The organism is Candidatus Streptomyces philanthi (assembly GCF_059553635.1).
In genome coordinates this window covers 1-16,266 of record NZ_JCANQV010000012.1, presented here as the reverse complement: position 1 = coordinate 16,266, position 16,266 = coordinate 1, and the positions used below count along the sequence as shown (strand labels likewise).

Sequence of the window (16,266 nt, the reverse complement as noted above, 5' to 3'; positions counted from 1 at the left end):
GCGAAGCGAGGCAGCCGCATGAGCACGGACGTCAAGCCCGCGGCGGCGACCGCGGCCCCCGCGCCCGGCACACGCCGCAGACTCACCTACCCCTGGGTCCTGCTGATCCTCGCCGGGGCTCTTGTCGCCATCTCCGCGCTGCGGGCCGTCACCGGCGCCGGTGACCTCACCTCCACCGGCCAGTTCGGCGCCGCGCTCAGCGCCGCCGTCCCCATCGGCCTCGCCGGACTCGGCGGCCTGTGGGCCGAACGGGCCGGCGTGGTCAACATCGGGCTCGAAGGCATGATGATGCTCGGCTCGTTCGCGGCCGGCTGGATCGGCTGGCAGCACGGGCCGTGGGCCGCGGCGCTCGCCGGCGTCGTGGGCGGCGCGCTCGGCGGACTGGTGCACGCCGTCGCCACCGTCACCTTCGGCGTCGACCACATCGTCTCCGGTGTCGCGATCAACATCCTCGCGCTGGGCGCCACCCAGTACCTCGCCACCTTGTGGTTCGGCGCCGAGGGCAGTGCCGCGCTGAAGGCGGGCGGCAACGACAAGCAGTCCCCGCCGATGGCCGACATGCCGACGTTCACCGTCCCCGGCCTCTCCGACTGGCTGGCGCAGATCGCCTCCCACCACTGGTTCCTCGTCTCCGACCTCGCCGGGGTCCTCGGCGCCGCCGTCACCAACGTCTCCTGGCTCACCGTCGCCACCGTCGGCCTCTTCATCGGCAGCTTCTTCCTGCTGTGGCGCACCTCGTTCGGCCTGCGGCTGCGGTCGTGCGGTGAGGCGCCGGTCTCCGCCGAGTCGCTGGGCGTCAACGTCTACACGTACAAGTACGCCGCGGTGCTGGTCTCCGGCGCGCTCGCCGGGCTCGGCGGCGCCTTCCTCTCCATCGGCGTGCACTTCTACCAGGACGGGCAGACCGGCGGCCGCGGCTACATCGGCCTCGCCACCATGATCTTCGGCAACTGGCGTCCCGGCGGTGTCGCCATGGGCGCGGGCCTGTTCGGCTTCATGGACGCCATGCAGCTGCGCAGCGGCGGCCCCACCGTCCACGCCCTGCTGCTCGGCCTCGCCGCCCTGCTCGCCGTCCTCGCCCTGCTGCGGCTGCGGGCCGGCAAGCGCGCCCAGGCCGCGGTGGCCGGCGCCTTCGCCGTACTCCTGGTCGTCTGGTACGCGGTGGCCGACACCGTGCCGCTGGAACTCGTCGAGGCCAGCCCCTACATCGCTACCCTGCTGGTACTGGCCCTCTTCTCCCAGCGGCTGCGGCCGCCGAAGGCGGGCGGCAGACCCTACCGCCGAGGACAAGGCGTATGACGCACGACGTGCCGGTCGACTGGACCGCACTGCGGGCACGGGCCCGGGACGCGATGTCCCGGGCCTACGCCCCGTACTCCGGCTTCCCCGTAGGCGCCGCCGCCCTCGTGGACGACGGCCGCACCGTCACCGGCTGCAACATCGAGAACGCCTCCTACGGACTCACGCTGTGCGCCGAATGCGGCCTGGTCTCCGCCCTGTTCGCGGGCGGCGGCGGGCGGCTGACCGCCTTCACCTGCGTCGACGGCGCGGGCGAACTCCTCGTCCCCTGCGGCCGCTGCCGCCAGCTCCTGTACGAGCACGGCGGGCCGGGACTGCTGCTCGACACGCCCGCCGGCGTACGCACCCTGGCCGACCTGCTGCCGGACGCCTTCGGGCCGGGGCATCTGGGGCGTTAGGGGCTCACGCGGCGTACGGTGGGCCCTCGCTGCCCCTGCGTCTATGCGTGGAGAACAAGGGGGCGCCCGAGCCCGCGTAACACCCTGTAACCACTTGCCTGAACCGATCAGCCGGGCGCGCCCCGTAATCCAGCGGGACGCGCCCGGCCCTCGCATCTTTCTTCAGGGCGCGGAGGTCGTCTGCGAACGGATGGCGAATGCCGAGTGTCCCGGCTTGAGATGCGGGCTCAGCACCGGCTCTACCCCTCGCACAGTGGCTGTCCAAGATGTGCAGCTGTTTGGGCGGCATCTTTGTGGGTCAGTGCGACGACCACCGCCGTCAGGGGAATCATCAAGCCGGCGATGAGGACGAAGAGCGTCGGGAGCCAGCTGTGCCAGCCGGAAGCGGTCGGGAGCCCGTCGCGTCGCGCGGCGTAGGAAAGCGCCAGGTGGACGAGGAGAGCCGCCAGGGCGGCGAGCAGGGCGCCGTAGGCGAAAGCGAAGTGCGTCCACGGCACCGCCATATAGCGGCAGGCAGCCGACTGGTGGTGAACATGGGCGGTGGACAGCGCGAACGTGGTGATGAGACAGCCGATGGCGGCCAGCGAAAGCAGCGGTACGGCAACCGCTCGGACCTGCGAGCGCCGCGCAGCGGGCTGTGTGACGGTCTCGGTCATACCTGTCTGTCAGTACCAATCCGGGTGCGGGCGGACGATGCGGATGTTCTGCTGCCCCTCGGCCTTTTCCGTTGTCGGCAGCCGGCCTTCCAGACTCACGTTCTGGTACGAGTCCTGGTGCTGGGTGTACTTGATTTCACCGTCCGGCATGACGGCCGTGACCACGGAGGCGTGATGGGTATTGCCGTGCTCGATATGTTCGTTGGGGCCCTGTTGTTCGTAATAGATGATGTCGCCGGGCCGGGCCTGGGACGGCGGCACTTCCTCCCCGCCATGCTTGAGCATAAAGTTCTGCTGGTTCTCGGCACCGGCCCATGACTTGGAGTAGTACATGCTGGTGTCCCACCAGTCGATGCCGATGCCGCTCTCGTGGCCCCAGGTGTCGTCGCCGCGTGCGCCGTCCCACGGATCGAGCTTCTTCTGCATGCCGGCGTGGTCGAGCGCTTGGGAAACGAAGTTGGTGCAGTTGTTGTCGAACTGGACCGGGTCGTCCTTGTTCCAATTTTCCAGTGCGTACTCCACCATTGCGACCCGGTCGAACTTCCCGTCCGTGCCCCGCATTTCGCGCTTGACGTTCTCGGGTATTCCGTCGAGGTGCGCGAGCCTGACCGGCTCGGCCCGCGTCAGGTCGTACTGCTGCTTCTCACTCAGTCCGTTCCACCAGGCGCGTACGGCTGCCGGGTCGGTGTTCTGCGGGGGAATGTCGGCGGCGAGCATGTCCATCTCGACGTGCGACGCGGTGTTCTGCTCCTTGAGCGCCTTGTCCGGGTCGTCGATCTTGACCGCAGCCGTCAGGCGTGACAACTCGGCCTTCGCCCGTTGGTCCGCCTCGGTCGCCTGCCGCAGCGCTTGCTCGCGCAGGGCGACGATTTCGGTGTACGCCTGCTGCTTGTCCGCGTCCGCCGGGCACTCCAGGGGCATCCCGTCGTCATTGAGCGGGAGGTCATGGGCGCGTGCGAGGTCGGTGAGCTGATGAGCGGTGCTCATGGCCAGTTCCAGGCTGGTGTGCATGCCTTCCATGACCATTTTGACGCTGAGCAGCAGGTCGTAGGCCGACTCCAGTTGATTGGCCAGTCTCACGAAGTCGCCGGCCGCGGCCGCGCCCACCTCGTCGGCCCAGTTGTCGGCGAGCGGCTTGGCGCCCTGCTCGCGCACGTCGTGCGCGGCGTTCAAGGCGTACTTGGCCAGCGCCGCCCAGTCGCCCGCAGCGTCCTTCCACTTCTGGGGACGGGCGCTGATGAGTTCCGCGTACGTGACCACGGTCAGTGCCTCCCCAGGTCTGCCATGGCGGCCCTCAGCCGTGCGACCGCTTCTTGGTCGGCGTCGTCGTAACTGTCGGCGGAATCCTGTAACCGCTGCGCCAAGTCCCCCATTTTCTTGGCGAGTCCGACCATGTGTTCTTCCCAGGTGTCCCGGCACACCAACAGAGTGTCTCCACATTCCCAGAACATGTGGTCGCGGTAGACGTCGTCAGTGCTGTCGAGTGCATGCTGCATCCGCCGCTGGGTGTCGCTCGACAGCGCCTTCATGTCCTCGCCGGTGCCACGCACCTTCGTCGTATTTACCCGCACGTCACTCATCGGTTCCCCCTGCCCTGTGAACGCCTCGGACGGCACATAGCGACTCCTACGCATGCGCCATGTGCATGACTTATAAAGTGCTACGGCAAGAGGTCCGGCGCAACATCGCGGCCAGGGGGCGTTGCCGTCCGCGCGATGTGGTCGTGGGACCTGGACCACGTCACCCCGTCAGTTGTTCTGCCTGGCTCAGCGTCCGCTGCGGGTTGCCGGCGACCTCCACGGTCTGCGTGTCCGCAGCCATCGCAGAAATCCCCCCGCACCCCTTATCGCGTCCCGAGCACCTGGGGCAGGCGCCGGCGGGGGCCGTCGGCGCATCCGGAGGGCCCTCGCCGCCAGTGCGTCTATGCGTGTAGAACAGCCCTGCGAAGAGCACCGCCCACGAAAGGAAGCCCCATGGCCATGGACGTCATCTCCGTCATCCGCACCAAGCGGGACGGCGGCGCGCTGACACCCGAACAGATCGACTGGGTGATCGACGCCTACACCCGGGGCGAGGTCGCCCACGAGCAGATGTCGTCCCTGGCGATGGCGATCTTCCTCAACGGCATGGACCGCGCCGAGATCGCCCGCTGGACCGCCGCCATGATCGCCTCCGGCGAGCGCATGGACTTCTCCTCCCTCACCCGCCCCACCACCGACAAGCACTCCACCGGCGGCGTCGGCGACAAGATCACCCTGCCGCTCGCCCCGCTCGTCGCCGCCTGCGGCGCCGCCGTCCCCCAGCTCTCCGGCCGCGGCCTCGGCCACACCGGCGGCACCCTCGACAAGCTGGAGTCCATCCCCGGCTGGCGCGCCCAGCTCTCCAACGCGGAGATGCTCGGCGTCCTGCGCGACGTCGGCTCCGTCATCTGCGCCGCGGGCGAGGGCCTGGCGCCCGCCGACAAGAAGCTCTACGCGCTCCGCGACGTCACCGGCACCGTCGAGTCCCTGCCGCTCATCGCCTCCTCCATCATGTCCAAGAAGATCGCCGAGGGGACCGGCTCCCTCGTCCTGGACGTCAAGGTCGGCTCCGGCGCCTTCATGAAGGACCTCGACAGCGCCCGGGAACTCGCCTCCACCATGGTCGGCCTGGGCACCGACCACGGCGTACGGACCGTCGCCCTGCTCACGGACATGGCCACGCCGCTCGGCCTGACCGCCGGCAACGCCCTCGAAGTCCGCGAGTCCGTCGAGGTCCTGGCGGGCGGCGGCCCCCGAGACGTCGTCGACCTCACCCTCGCCCTGGCCCGCGAGATGCTCGACGCCGCCGGCCTCACCGACGCCGACCCGGCCGCGGCCCTCGCCGACGGCTCCGCCATGGACCACTGGCGCCGCATGATCACCGCCCAGGGCGGCGACCCCGACGCCCCCCTCCCCGTCGCCCGCGAACAGCACGTCGTCACCGCCCCCGCCACCGGCGTCCTCACCTCCCTCGACGCCTACGCCGTCGGCCTCGCGGCCTGGCGCCTCGGCGCGGGCCGCGCCCGCAAGGAGGACCCGGTCCAGGCCGGCGCCGGCATCGAACTCCACGCCAAGCCCGGCGACCCCGTCACGGCCGGCCACCCCCTGCTCACCCTCCACACCGACACCCCTGAAAAGTTCGACCACGCCCTCTCCGCCCTGGAGAACGCCTGGACCGTGGCACCGCAGGGGACGGAGTTCGCGGCGGGGTCCGTGGTGCTGGAGAGGGTTGGGTGAGCTGGGGTTTCCTCGTACGGGTGAGAGTGGGACGTGGACCTGCGCGTGGACCGTTCGACATGCTGGGATCGGTGTCGACCGAGTGAGGAGACCGCCATGAGTGCACTCCCCGCCGACCCTGTTCCGGGCCGGCACTGGGAAGAGCTGATCCGGTTCTGGGAAGAGTCGGACTGGCCCGAGGGCAGCAGGGTGGAGATCATGGGTGGATTCATCGTCGTGACACCACCACCTTCCGCGTCCCACAACCGCATCGCCGAGATCGTCCACCGCCGCCTGTACACCGTGCTTGCCGAGGACCGCGGGGCGTTCGAGACGCTGGGTGTCGCCCATCCTTCCCGCGGCCGCCTCTGCGTCCCGGACCTCGTGGTGCTGCCCTACGAGGTCGTGGACCAACTGGGGCAGGGAGAGCCCGCGCCGCTCACAGCGGCCGAACTGGTCGTCGAGGTCACCTCGCCGTCCAACGCCGTCCACGACCGGATCAACAAGGCGGCCGCCTACGCCCAGGCGGGCATCCCGCTCTACCTCATCATCGACCGTTTCGCCCCCACAGGCCCCGCCGTCACGCTCTACGGCGAGCCCAAGGACGAGGTCTACCGGGAGCTGGAGCGCGCGAAGTTCGGGGAGACGATCCATCTGCCCGCTCCCTTCGGACTCACCCTCGGTACGAGCGGCTTTCCCGTCGGCGACTGACGGCGTGCCAAAGGGCCCGCCCCCCACCGAAAAACCGGTGAAGGCGGGCCCTTCCCGCAGCCCCGTCAGGCCGTCCGGCGCGTCGGCAGGTGCCGGGCGGCGAGGGCCTTGCGGGTGGCGTAGAGGGTGATGGAGGCGGCGGTGACCATGGCGAGGAGGCCGAGGACGACGGTGCCGTCCCAGCCGACCAGGCGGAAGGCGAGGGCGCCGAGGGCGCCGCCGATGCTGGAGCCGATGTAGTAGGCGCACTGGTAGAGGGCGGACGCCTGGGCGCGGGCGGTCTTGGCGGTGCGGCTGACGGCGGCCGAGGCGACGGCGTGGCCGGCGAAGAAGCCCGCCGTGATGAGGATCAGGCCGGCGAGTACGGCGGCGACCGAGGACGTCAGGGACAGCAGCAGGCCGGTCGAGGTCGTGCCGAGCGCCAGGTAGAGGGCGCCGCGGCGGCCGAGGCGGGCGACCAGCTTGCCGGCCGCTGCCGAGGAGAGGGTGCCGACCAGGTAGACGAGGAAGATCGAGCCGACGATGCCCTGCGGCAGATGGAACGGCGCGGCGACCAGGCGGTAGCCGATGACGGTGTAGACCGCGCCGAAGACCGTCATGAACAGGGCGCCGATCGCGTAGAGCCGGCGCAGCAGCGGATCGGCGAGATGGGCGCCGAGGGTACGGGCCAGGGCCCGCGGGCCCACCGGGCGGGGTGTGAAGTGCCGGGCCGGGGGCACCAGCAGCCGGAACGCCAGCGCGCACAGCACGGCCAGCGCGCCCACCGCGCACAGGGCCGCCCGCCAGCCCCACAGCTGGGCCACCCAGCCCGTCAGGATGCGGCCGGACATCCCGCCGATGCTGTTGCCCGCCACGAACAGGCCGATCGCCGCGACCAGCGCCTTGGCGCGTACCTCCTCCGCCAGGAACGCCATCGCCGACGCCGGGAGACCCGCCAGGACCACGCCCTGGGCGACGCGCAGCGCGATCAGCCAGCCCAGCGACGGGGCGAACGGCACCAGCATCGCGAGGACCGCGGCGAGGGACAGGGACGCGGTCATCATCGCGCGGCGGCCGAACCGTTCGGAGAGCGCGCTGAGCGGGATCACCGCGAGCGCCAGGCCGAAGGTGGCTCCCGACACGGTCCAGCTCGCCTGGTCCGGGGTGACGTGCAGGCCGTCGGAGATGGCCGGCAGCAGTGCCTGCGTCGAGTAGAGGAGGGCGAAGGTGGCGACGCCCGCCGCGAAGAGGGCGAAGCTCATCCGGCGGTAGCCGGGGCCGCCCGGGTGCAGCTTCGACGCGTCGGCGTCGGCCGCGGGAGAGGGGGTGGGGGACGAAGGGGAGGAGGCGGCCGCACGGTCGGTGACGGACGCCCCGGTATCAGCGGGAGGCATAAGGCGACCGTAGGGCCGCGTCGTTCATGCGTCCAATGCATGAAAACGTCATAATTCATGCCGTGACACATGAGCACAGTTCACGGGCAGGTCTGTCGCAGAACGGCAACAGAAATGACATGCGGGGGAACGTTTCCCGCAGCCGGTCGCCGGGCGGCGCGGGGGCGTCCGGCGCGCCCGGCCGCCCGCGTTCGGGCGGGCCGCACGGCGAGGCCGGGGAGTCCGCGGAACTGGGCACCGACTCCTGGGCGTTGACGCTGGCGCCCCGGCTCGCCCAGTTCACCGCCGTCGCCCGGTACGAGCACGTCACCCGCGCGGCGGGGGAGATGGGCATGCCGCAGCCCACCCTCAGCCGCGCCATCGTCCGGCTGGAGGAGGATCTGGGGGTCGCCCTCTTCACCCGGTACGGCCGGACCCTGACGCTCACCCCGGCCGGCCGCGCCTTCCGGGCCTGGACCGAGCGGGCGCTCGCGGACCTGGAGCGTGCCGCCGAGTCCGTACGCGCCGACGCCGACCCGGGCGCGGGCAAGGTCGCCTTCGGCTTCCTGCACACCCTCGGCTCGGAGACCGTGCCCGGCCTCATCCGCACCTTCCGCGCCGACCACCCCCGCATCCGCTTCCAGCTCGTGCAGAACTACGGCGAGGCGATGATCGAACGGCTGCGCGCCGGCGACCTCGACCTCTGTCTGACCTCGCCGGTCCCCGACTACCCGGACCTGGTCGCCCGCCGGCTCGACGAGCAGAGGCTGCGGCTGGTCGTACCGGACGACCACCGGCTGGCCGGCCGTAAGCGCGTCCGGCTCGCCGAGGCGTCCGGCGAGCTGTTCGTCACCCTCGAACCGGGCTACGGGCTGCGGCGGATCACCGACGCGCTGTGCGCCGAGGCCGGGTTCGCGCCGCGGATCGCCTTCGAGGGGGAGGAGGCCGAGACGCTGCGCGGGCTGGTCGCGGCGGGGCTGGGGGTGGCGCTGCTGCCGCCGCCCGCGGTGCCGCGGCCCGGTGTCGCCGAGCTGACGGTGACGGCGCCGCGGGCGGTCCGCGAGATCGGGGTGGCGTGGCTGGACGGCCGGCAGGACACACCTCCGGTGGCCGCGTTCAAGAAGTTCCTGCTGAGCCGGAGGGGAGTGCTGCTGCCGCGGTGAGAGGGGGCGGCCGGGCCCGTCCCGCGACAGGTACCGGCCGCACCGTCAGTGCCGCAGGGCTCTCCCGAAGCCCGCGGCCAGCGGCATCCGCAGGCCCAGGGGAGGGGGCGCGGCCAGCGCGTCGCGCACCGGGCGGGCGTAGTCCCGCGCGAACAGCGAGCCGACGGTGAAGTCCGCGGCCAGCGCGTGCACCTCGGCGCGGTGCTGGAGCAGGTGGTGGCCGTCGGAGTGGACCTCGAAGCGGCAGGTGTCGCGGTTGACCTTCTTGGCGCGCTGGGCGTAGCGGTAGGACAGATCGGGGTCGACGCGGGCGTCGTTGGTGCCGTGGACGAGCAGGACATGGCGGCCGATGAGCTGCTTCACCGGTTCGGGAGCGGCGCCGCCGGGCCCCGCGGGGGGCAGCCACGGGGCAAGGGCCAGAACGGAGTTGACCGCCGGATGCCCCGCGGCGCGCAGCGCCGCCCGCGCGCCCATGCCCGCGCCGACCAGGCACACCGGCACATCGCCGTAGCGCCGTACGACCTCCTCCACCGCCCAGGCCGCGTCCCGCGCCGGATACGCCTCGTCGCCGTTCCAGCCGTGGCAGCGGTAGTGGACGACATGGGCCGTCAGCCCCTCGTCGCGGCCCGCCCGGACCAGCCGGGCCGCGAGGGGGCGCAGCGCGAGCGCCGCCAGCGCGGACGGCCGCCGCACCCCCGACTCCCCGCAGCCCGGCAGCAACAGTGCCACCCCGCTCACCGCGCGCACCGGCGGACGTCCGTCGTCCCGCCCGCGAAGCGCCCCGCGCACCCCCTCGTCACCTGCCGTTCCCAGCGGTTTTCCCAGCCGGGCGTCCCGCCCCGGCAGCGCTTGCTGAGCCATGCCCAGAACGATGGCAGACGGTGGGGTGCGGGCCACCCCGCGGACGGGTCACCGTTACATATCGTTCGCCGTGATCTACGCGCGTAGGCGCTACAGTGCGCCAATGACGAGCGAGACCACCCACCTCCCGACCGGTGACCAGATCCGCCGCGCGCCCAAGGTGCTCCTCCACGACCACCTCGACGGCGGCCTGCGCCCCGAGACCATCGTCGACCTCGCCCGGGAGACCGGGTACGAGGGACTTCCCGAGACCGACCCCGGACGACTCGGCACCTGGTTCCGCGAGGCCGCCGACTCCGGTTCGCTGGAACGCTATCTGGAGACCTTCGCGCACACCTGCGCCGTCATGCAGACCCGCGACGCCCTGGTGCGGGTGGCGGCCGAGTGCGCCGAGGACCTGGCGGCCGACGGCGTCGTCTACGCCGAGGTCCGCTACGCGCCCGAGCAGCACCTGGAACGGGGACTGACCCTCGAAGAGGTCGTCGAGGCCGTCAACGAGGGCTTCCGCGAGGGCGAACGGCGCGCCCGCGCGGCCGGCCACCGCATCCGCGTCGGCGCCCTGCTGACCGCCATGCGGCACGCCGCCCGCTCCCTGGAGATCGCCGAACTCGCCAACCGGCACCGTGACACGGGCGTCGTCGGCTTCGACATCGCGGGCGCCGAGGCCGGCTTCCCGCCCACCCGCCACCTCGACGCGTTCGAGTACCTCAAGCGCGAGAACAACCACTTCACCATCCATGCCGGGGAAGCCTTCGGGCTGCCCTCCATCTGGCAGGCGCTCCAGTGGTGCGGCGCCGACCGCCTCGGCCACGGCGTACGGATCATCGACGACATCGAGGTCGCCGACGACGGTGCGGTGACGCTGGGCCGCCTCGCGTCCTACGTACGGGACAAGCGCGTCCCGCTGGAGATGTGCCCGACCTCCAACCTCCAGACCGGCGCCGCCGCCTCGTACGCCGAGCACCCGATCGGGCTGCTGCGCCGTCTCCAGTTCCGGCTGACCGTGAACACCGACAACCGGCTGATGAGCGGGACGTCCATGTCGCGGGAATTCGAGCACCTGGTCAGGACCTTCCGTTACACGCTCGACGACATGCAGTGGTTCACGGTCAATGCGATGAAATCAGCATTCATTCCTTTCGATGAACGACTGGCGATGATCAACGACGTGATCAAGCCCGGCTATGCCGAACTGCGTGCCGCCTGGCTGTTCCGGTGAATGCGGGGTATTTCCATGGTGCGCAGGTGAATTGACGGAGGGTCAGGTTCATTCGGCGGGGTTCCCGGAGGTGTTTTTCCGGGGTGTCCACCGGGGGGTTCCGGGGCGGTGGAGGTGTTTGCGGCGGTGTCCGGCGCCACTAGGTTCCTGTTCCGGCCAAGCCCCCACCGCGGCCTTTCGCCAGGCACCAGCCCCCATTTCCAAGGATGTAATCCGATGAAGCAGACCCTCAGGACTCTCGGCGCCGCCGTACTCGGCGCCGCCTTCGCCGCCACCGCCGCGGGTACCGCCGTCGCCGCCCCGGCCGACGCCGTCGCCGGTGTGCTGCACAAGCTGCCGGTCAAGCAGGCCGTCACGACCGTCTCGAAGGTCACCGACCGCCACCCGTCCACCGGCGGTGTCCAGGCGCCCACCCAGGCCCGGGGCAACCGCCTGCTGGGTGGTCTGTCGGCCGCCGGCAGCCTCACCAAGGCCCTGCCGACCGGCGCCGTCACCAAGGTCCTGCCGCTCGGCTGACCCCCGGACCGCCGGTTCGCCCCGGCACCCGGCCGCGCCCCGGTCCGTACGCCCCGTCCCGCGTACGCGCCGGGGCGCGGCATGTCGCGGGGGAGGGGCGTCACCAGGCGCCGGCGGACTCGTTCTCGGTCGGGAGCAGCAGCCACAGCGCCAGGTAGACGAGGAACTGCGGGCCCGGCAGCAGGCACGAGAGCACGAAGATCACACGCATCGTCGCCGGGGTCGTACCGAAGCGACGGGCCAGGCCCGCGCACACTCCGGCGATCATTCGGTTGTTGCGGGGACGGACCAGTGCGGCGGCCATGCGGACCACTCCTTCTCGACGGGCGGGGCGGCTGCCCCGATGTCTCAAAGGTAGGTTCGGCCGCCCGAGAGGGCATCGGCCTGCGGTGGCGGTCCGACCCTGGAGAACCTCGGGGTCGCGCGCCCCGTGCGCTCCGCCCGTCGGCGGAGCCGGGACCGGTACCGGGGTACGACCACAAGATGGGCCACTGCTACCCCGAGGGTGTTCAGCAGCACCGCGTCGACGTCCGGGACCCGTCCGGGCACCGCGCTCTGGGCGAACTCGACGAGCAGCGACAGCATCGCCCCGGCGAACACCGTACGGATCAGGGAACCCACGGGGGAAACGTTCAGGCGCCCCGAGGCGAGCGGGAGCAGCACCCCGAGCGGGGCCAGCAGCAGGAACGGTCCGCCCAGGCTCCGTACGGCCTCCCACGGGCCTGCCTCCAGGGCCGGGCCGATCGTGGCGAACGGTTCGAGGTTGGCGGCCGGGACCCAGGGCGCCGACCGGGGAAGCAGTGTCAGCCAGCCGACGACCAGCAGATGCGCCACGAGGAGGAGGAATCCGGTGGCGCGCAGACGGAGAGCGGCGGATCTGCCGGGGCCATGACGCTGCACACAGGGCAGGACGCAGGGAGCGGCGGATGCGGTTCCGCCCTTTTTGCGCCATGAGCCGGACGGGGGAGTGGGGGACAGGGGTCCTGCGGAGGAGGGGGGAACCCTTAGGGGTCGCCGCTCAGCCGTCCAGGCCGGGGTCGAACGCCGTCTCCCGCCAGGCTTCGACGGCCGGCCGCACGGCCTCCACCAGCATCGGCAGCTGGGGTGCGAGCGCGAGGCAGGCGATCGCGCGGGACATGCCCACGGCGTTGACGAAACGCAGCACCCGTTCGTCCAGTGGCCGCAGGCCCCGGCGGCGCGCGGCGGCGTCGTAGGCGGCCGCGCAGTCGGGGCCCAGGGCCGCCAGGTCCCATTCGACGGGGCCCAGTCCGACCAGTTCGAAGTCGGCGTACAGGGGGCCGTTCTTCGAGGCGAAGATGTTGACCGCCGGGGAGTCACCGTGCACCGGCTGCAACGCGACACCGGGGAACGCCGCCTCGAACGCGGTGCGCGAGCTGACGACGGGCTCCAGGACCTCCCACTCGCGCCGAGCCCGTGCGAGGTCCGCCGGTGCCAGCAGGTCCGGGCGCGTTTCGAGCGCGGTCAGCCCCTCGGAGACGAACAGCGGGTCGCCCGCCGGCAGGAACGGCAGCTCGCCCGGATAGCCGCGCAGCGCGTCGTGCAGGTCGGCGGCCAGGGCGGAGTTGCGGACGTAATCGGGTTCGGCCCCTGGCTCCTCCTCGACGTACTGCCAGAACGTCATGGAGAACCCGTCCCGCTCCACGGGCTCGCACGGCACCAGCGAACTCGGCGGTATCACCGGGCAGTTCCGCTCCGCGAGCCATGACGCCACGGCGAGCTCCACCCGCTGCTGCTCCGCCTGAGCCCCGGCGCTGCTGTGGGGCGGCAGCACGGTGGGCACCCGCACGACCACGGGCGAGGGGGCCAGGTGGACGACGACGGAGAACACGTCGTGCAGCACTCTCGGGTCGGTCACCGTCAGCCCGAGGTCGCGTCCCGCGGCCACGGCGGCCTCCCGGGCGCGGGACGTACGGGCGGCGAGCTGTTCCGGGGTCATGCGTCGTTCTCTCCGATCTGCGGCTTCTCCGGCGGGCCGGGAGCGGGACGAACGGCACCCTTGGCCGCCCGGCTCAGGGGACGGCGGGGAGCGCCCTGCGGATCACCATAGCAAGACGATCCGTCTCGTCTCTAGTGGTGTGCTCCGCGGGAGCCCGCCCGCGTCGCGTCCGGCACCGTCCGCCCACGCCCCCGCCTCACCCCCGGCGCATCAGCCGCTGGACCAGGCGCAGTCCGCGTGCGGAGAACGGCGGCTGGGCCAGGCGCAGGGTGTCCGGGCGCAGCGGCTTGCTGAGGACCGGCTTCTCGTGGGAGAAGGTCCGCCAGGACCGGGCGCCGTGGTAGGCGCCCATCCCGCTCGGGCCGACGCCGCCGAACGGCAGGCCGCTCGCGCCGACATGGATCAGGGCCGCGTCGTGGACGACGGCGCCCGAGGAGGTGCGCTGCTCGAACAGACGGCGGGTGCGTGCCGAGGAGCTGAACACGTACAGGGCGAGCGGCTTGTCCCAGCCGTTGACCACCTCGACGGCCTCCTCGGCGGAGGCGACGGGGACGATCGGCAGGACCGGGCCGAAGATCTCCTCCCGCAGTACGGGCAGCGCCGCGTCCGGGCCGATGACGGGGCGGCCGCCGCCGGGCACGGTCACCACCGTGGGCGCGAGATAGCGCGCGGCGCGGTCGTGCTCGCCGCCGATCACCACCTCGGTGCCCTCCAGATGGCCGACGAGCCGGTCGAAGTGGCGCTCGTCGACGATGCGGCCGTACTCCTGGCTCGTGCGGGGGTCGGTGCCCCACAGCTCCTCGATCGCGGACCTGAGCGCGGCCACCAGCGCCGGTACCCGGTCGGGGGTGGTCATCACATAGTCCGGGGCGACGCAGGTCTGCCCGGCGTTGGTGAACTTCGCCCAGGCCAGACGGCGGGCCACCGCCCGGACGCGGGCGTCGTCGTCGAACCAGACGGGCGACTTCCCGCCCAGCTCCAGCGTCACCGGCGTCAGATGCTCGGCGGCCGCGCGCATGACGATCCGGCCGACGGTGCCGCCGCCGGTGAAGACGATGTGGTCGAACCGCTGCTCCAGCAGCCGGGTGGTCTCCGGGACGCCGCCCTCCACCGTGCGGACCGCGCCGTCGGGGAAGTACCGGGGCACGAGGCGGGCGAGGAGCGCCGAGGTCGCGGGCGCGAGCTCGCTCGGCTTGAGGACCGCCGTGTTGCCCGCGGCCAGCACGCCGACCAGCGGGTTGAGCAGCAGCTGCACCGGATAGTTCCACGGGGCGATCACCAGCACCACGCCGAGCGGTTCGGGCACCAGGCGGGCCCGGCCGGGCAGCAGCGCCACCGGGAGCCGGGCCCGCCGGGGTCTGGCCCACCGCCGCAGATGCCGCAGGGTGTGCTCGATCTCGGCGACGACGAGGCTGATCTCGGTGAGCTGGGCCTGTGCCGGGCTCTTGTGGAGGTCGCTCCGCAGGGCGTCCTCCAGGGCGGTCCCGTTCTCGGTGAGCAGGGCGCGCAGCGCGCGCAGGCGGCGGACGCGGGCGGCCAGGGGGCGGGTCGCGCCGGACGCGAAGAGGGTCCGCGCGGCCGCGACGGCCTCGGGGATGCCGGCCGTCGCCGCGGACCGGGGGAGTGTCGTCGAGGGCATGCCGCCACCGTACCCATAAACGAAACGAAAGCTTTTCGTTTAGTCCGTGAGGTGGGTCACCGCCGGGGCGCGAGAGAATCTGGACATGACGACGAAGACCAGCACTCCGCGAAGGGGGCGACGCAACGACCCGCGCCTGGACGCCGCGCTGATGCACGCGGCGATCGAGGTCCTCAACGAAACGGGGTACGCGGCGTTCACCACCACGGCCGTCGCCCGGCGCGCCGGCGCCTCCACCGCGTCCCTCTACCGCCGGTGGCCCTCGAAGCAGGCCCTCGCCGGGGCCGTCGCCCGCCACATCACCCTCAACGAGCTCACCGGCATCGACACCGGTTCCCTCGAAGGCGACGTCCGCGAACTCCTCATCCGCAAGCAACGCATCCTCGACGCGAGCGCGGGCCCCGCCCTGCTGTCACTGATGGGCCAGGCCGCACACGACCCGGACCTGCGGCGGATCCTGCGCGAGGACGTCTATCTAGCGGCCCGCGAACGCCTGGAGACGCTGGTGGACCAGGCCGCCCGCCGAGGGGAGTTGGACGAGGACGTCGACGCGGAACGGGTCAGCGTGCTGGCCCTCGTCCTGATCGGCACCGCCCTGGCCCGCTCGGTCTTCCTCGGGAGCCCGGCCCCCGGGCAGGACGCGTCCGGCGACCTCACCGAGACGGAGCTGCGCCTGCTGCTGGACGCACTGCGCCGGCGCGCGTAGGCCGCGCGCGCCCCCTCACGCGCCCCCGGAGGGTGGACCGCCCAGCGCCGTGGCGCGGGCCGTGCCGGAGGCGGAGTGGGTCAGTGCCGCACAGGTGTAGCGGTGGGGCGTGTCGTCGTCGTCCGGGCCGCCGAGGATCGCCGCCCGGGTGTGGCCGAGGCCCGGCGCCGCCCCGTACGTGCAGACGAGCTGCGCCAGGGCGAAGGACGGCAGCGCGTCCGGGCGGACGCTCAGCCGCAGCGCCTCCGCGGCGTCACTCTCGCGAGGACCCGTGACCTGAAGATCACCCGGGACCGCCGTACTGAACCCGGCCGCCTCCTCGGCCGCGGACGGCTCCCGCCGCAACTCGCCGAGCAGGGCGCGGGCCGTCCGCAGCCGTTCCGCACCGGCCTGCGGCCCCCGGGTGGCCCGCGTCTGCCGCTCCACCGGTACCAGCGAGGCGCCGCACACCAGATAGACGGTGGTGCGGACGGTGCCGGGGGCGTCGGCCGCCGTCCCGGCGCCGGGCACCTTGCAGCTCACCCGCGAGGGCGCGCTCCCGGCGTCCACCGGC

At 72.2% G+C, this 16,266-nt stretch carries 18 protein-coding genes; 8 read left to right on the top strand and 10 right to left on the bottom strand.

What is annotated here, in order from left to right; genetic code table 11:
* Positions 1-18 precede the first annotated feature (18 nt).
* Both AC51EU_RS03420 and AC51EU_RS03415 read left to right on the top strand, forming a co-directional pair.
* Positions 19-1,299: an ABC transporter permease gene (locus AC51EU_RS03420; protein ID WP_496265110.1), complete on the top strand. Its 1,281-nt coding sequence runs from the start codon at positions 19-21 to the stop codon at positions 1,297-1,299.
* Positions 1,296-1,697 carry a cytidine deaminase gene (locus AC51EU_RS03415; protein ID WP_496265109.1) on the top strand — a complete coding sequence of 134 codons (402 nt, stop codon included), beginning with the start codon at positions 1,296-1,298 and terminating at the stop codon, positions 1,695-1,697. The genes AC51EU_RS03420 and AC51EU_RS03415 overlap by 4 nt, the downstream gene beginning before the upstream one ends.
* A gap of 239 nt (positions 1,698-1,936) precedes the next feature.
* Here the strand turns inward: AC51EU_RS03415 and AC51EU_RS03410 are convergent, their stop codons facing one another.
* From AC51EU_RS03410 to AC51EU_RS03400, 3 genes are read right to left on the bottom strand one after another with little or no spacing between them, the layout of a single operon-like run.
* Positions 1,937-2,353 (bottom strand): hypothetical protein, encoded by a 417-nt coding sequence (locus AC51EU_RS03410; RefSeq protein ID WP_496265108.1) that lies wholly within the window; start codon positions 2,351-2,353, stop codon positions 1,937-1,939.
* A gap of 9 nt (positions 2,354-2,362) precedes the next feature.
* Positions 2,363-3,613, bottom strand: a complete 1,251-nt coding sequence (locus tag AC51EU_RS03405; protein ID WP_496265107.1) for an amidase domain-containing protein — start codon at positions 3,611-3,613, stop codon at positions 2,363-2,365.
* Positions 3,614-3,615: 2 nt separating this feature from the next.
* Positions 3,616-3,969: a type VII secretion target gene (locus AC51EU_RS03400; RefSeq protein ID WP_496265106.1), complete on the bottom strand. Its 354-nt coding sequence runs from the start codon at positions 3,967-3,969 to the stop codon at positions 3,616-3,618.
* Between the two features lie 363 nt (positions 3,970-4,332).
* Here AC51EU_RS03400 and AC51EU_RS03395 point away from each other — a divergent pair, with 363 nt between their 5' ends.
* Positions 4,333-5,610 carry a thymidine phosphorylase gene (locus tag AC51EU_RS03395; protein ID WP_496265133.1) on the top strand — a complete coding sequence of 426 codons (1,278 nt, stop codon included), beginning with the start codon at positions 4,333-4,335 and terminating at the stop codon, positions 5,608-5,610.
* Positions 5,611-5,706: 96 nt separating this feature from the next.
* Positions 5,707-6,300 carry a Uma2 family endonuclease gene (locus AC51EU_RS03390; protein WP_496265105.1) on the top strand — a complete coding sequence of 198 codons (594 nt, stop codon included), beginning with the start codon at positions 5,707-5,709 and terminating at the stop codon, positions 6,298-6,300.
* A 65-nt stretch (positions 6,301-6,365) separates the two neighbouring features.
* Here AC51EU_RS03390 and AC51EU_RS03385 read toward each other — a convergent pair whose 3' ends face one another.
* On the bottom strand, positions 6,366-7,673 hold the full coding sequence (locus AC51EU_RS03385; RefSeq protein WP_496265104.1) for an MFS transporter: 1,308 nt from the start codon (positions 7,671-7,673) through the stop codon (positions 6,366-6,368).
* A gap of 62 nt (positions 7,674-7,735) precedes the next feature.
* On the opposite strand from AC51EU_RS03385, the gene AC51EU_RS03380 reads away from it, so the two are divergent.
* Entirely contained in the window at positions 7,736-8,815 is a 1,080-nt protein-coding gene (locus AC51EU_RS03380; RefSeq protein ID WP_496265103.1) for a LysR family transcriptional regulator, read from the top strand.
* 45 nt (positions 8,816-8,860) lie between these two features.
* On the opposite strand, the gene AC51EU_RS03375 is transcribed toward AC51EU_RS03380, so the two are convergent.
* Complete coding sequence (locus AC51EU_RS03375; protein WP_496265102.1) at positions 8,861-9,676, bottom strand: alpha/beta hydrolase; 816 nt, start codon at positions 9,674-9,676, stop codon at positions 8,861-8,863.
* Positions 9,677-9,779: 103 nt separating this feature from the next.
* On the opposite strand from AC51EU_RS03375, the gene AC51EU_RS03370 reads away from it, so the two are divergent.
* On the top strand, positions 9,780-10,895 hold the full coding sequence (locus tag AC51EU_RS03370) for an adenosine deaminase (protein WP_496265101.1): 1,116 nt from the start codon (positions 9,780-9,782) through the stop codon (positions 10,893-10,895).
* Between the two features lie 216 nt (positions 10,896-11,111).
* Entirely contained in the window at positions 11,112-11,411 is a 300-nt protein-coding gene (locus AC51EU_RS03365) for a hypothetical protein (RefSeq protein WP_496265100.1), read from the top strand.
* A gap of 100 nt (positions 11,412-11,511) precedes the next feature.
* On the opposite strand, the gene AC51EU_RS03360 is transcribed toward AC51EU_RS03365, so the two are convergent.
* The 4 genes from AC51EU_RS03360 to AC51EU_RS03345 all read right to left on the bottom strand — a co-directional run bounded on the left by AC51EU_RS03360 (position 11,512) and on the right by AC51EU_RS03345 (position 15,007).
* Complete coding sequence (locus AC51EU_RS03360) at positions 11,512-11,715, bottom strand: PspC domain-containing protein (protein ID WP_496265099.1); 204 nt, start codon at positions 11,713-11,715, stop codon at positions 11,512-11,514.
* A gap of 44 nt (positions 11,716-11,759) precedes the next feature.
* Positions 11,760-12,311: a VanZ family protein gene (locus AC51EU_RS03355; RefSeq protein ID WP_496265098.1), complete on the bottom strand. Its 552-nt coding sequence runs from the start codon at positions 12,309-12,311 to the stop codon at positions 11,760-11,762.
* A 118-nt stretch (positions 12,312-12,429) separates the two neighbouring features.
* Positions 12,430-13,368, bottom strand: a complete 939-nt coding sequence (locus AC51EU_RS03350; protein WP_496265097.1) for a phosphotransferase — start codon at positions 13,366-13,368, stop codon at positions 12,430-12,432.
* A gap of 196 nt (positions 13,369-13,564) precedes the next feature.
* Entirely contained in the window at positions 13,565-15,007 is a 1,443-nt protein-coding gene (locus AC51EU_RS03345; RefSeq protein ID WP_496265096.1) for an aldehyde dehydrogenase family protein, read from the bottom strand.
* Between the two features lie 85 nt (positions 15,008-15,092).
* Here AC51EU_RS03345 and AC51EU_RS03340 point away from each other — a divergent pair, with 85 nt between their 5' ends.
* The gene (locus AC51EU_RS03340; RefSeq protein WP_496265095.1) at positions 15,093-15,713 is read left to right on the top strand and encodes a TetR/AcrR family transcriptional regulator; all 621 of its coding nucleotides are present in this window, start codon (positions 15,093-15,095) and stop codon (positions 15,711-15,713) included.
* Positions 15,714-15,728: 15 nt separating this feature from the next.
* Here AC51EU_RS03340 and AC51EU_RS03335 read toward each other — a convergent pair.
* The coding region (locus AC51EU_RS03335; RefSeq protein ID WP_496265094.1) for a hypothetical protein at positions 15,729-16,266 on the bottom strand (538 nt) is incomplete at its 5' end.

Coding starts and splice junctions, on each gene's coding strand:
- AC51EU_RS03395 (WP_496265133.1), top strand. CDS start 4,333: ATGGACGTCATCTCCGTCATCCGCACCAAGCGGGACGGCGGCGCGCTG.
- AC51EU_RS03410 (WP_496265108.1), bottom strand. CDS start 2,353: ATGACCGAGACCGTCACACAGCCCGCTGCGCGGCGCTCGCAGGTCCGA.
- AC51EU_RS03345 (WP_496265096.1), bottom strand. CDS start 15,007: ATGCCCTCGACGACACTCCCCCGGTCCGCGGCGACGGCCGGCATCCCC.
- AC51EU_RS03385 (WP_496265104.1), bottom strand. CDS start 7,673: ATGCCTCCCGCTGATACCGGGGCGTCCGTCACCGACCGTGCGGCCGCC.
- AC51EU_RS03365 (WP_496265100.1), top strand. CDS start 11,112: ATGAAGCAGACCCTCAGGACTCTCGGCGCCGCCGTACTCGGCGCCGCC.
- AC51EU_RS03360 (WP_496265099.1), bottom strand. CDS start 11,715: ATGGCCGCCGCACTGGTCCGTCCCCGCAACAACCGAATGATCGCCGGA.
- AC51EU_RS03390 (WP_496265105.1), top strand. CDS start 5,707: ATGAGTGCACTCCCCGCCGACCCTGTTCCGGGCCGGCACTGGGAAGAG.
- AC51EU_RS03420 (WP_496265110.1), top strand. CDS start 19: ATGAGCACGGACGTCAAGCCCGCGGCGGCGACCGCGGCCCCCGCGCCC.
- AC51EU_RS03350 (WP_496265097.1), bottom strand. CDS start 13,368: ATGACCCCGGAACAGCTCGCCGCCCGTACGTCCCGCGCCCGGGAGGCC.
- AC51EU_RS03415 (WP_496265109.1), top strand. CDS start 1,296: ATGACGCACGACGTGCCGGTCGACTGGACCGCACTGCGGGCACGGGCC.
- AC51EU_RS03370 (WP_496265101.1), top strand. CDS start 9,780: ATGACGAGCGAGACCACCCACCTCCCGACCGGTGACCAGATCCGCCGC.
- AC51EU_RS03375 (WP_496265102.1), bottom strand. CDS start 9,676: ATGGCTCAGCAAGCGCTGCCGGGGCGGGACGCCCGGCTGGGAAAACCG.
- AC51EU_RS03340 (WP_496265095.1), top strand. CDS start 15,093: ATGACGACGAAGACCAGCACTCCGCGAAGGGGGCGACGCAACGACCCG.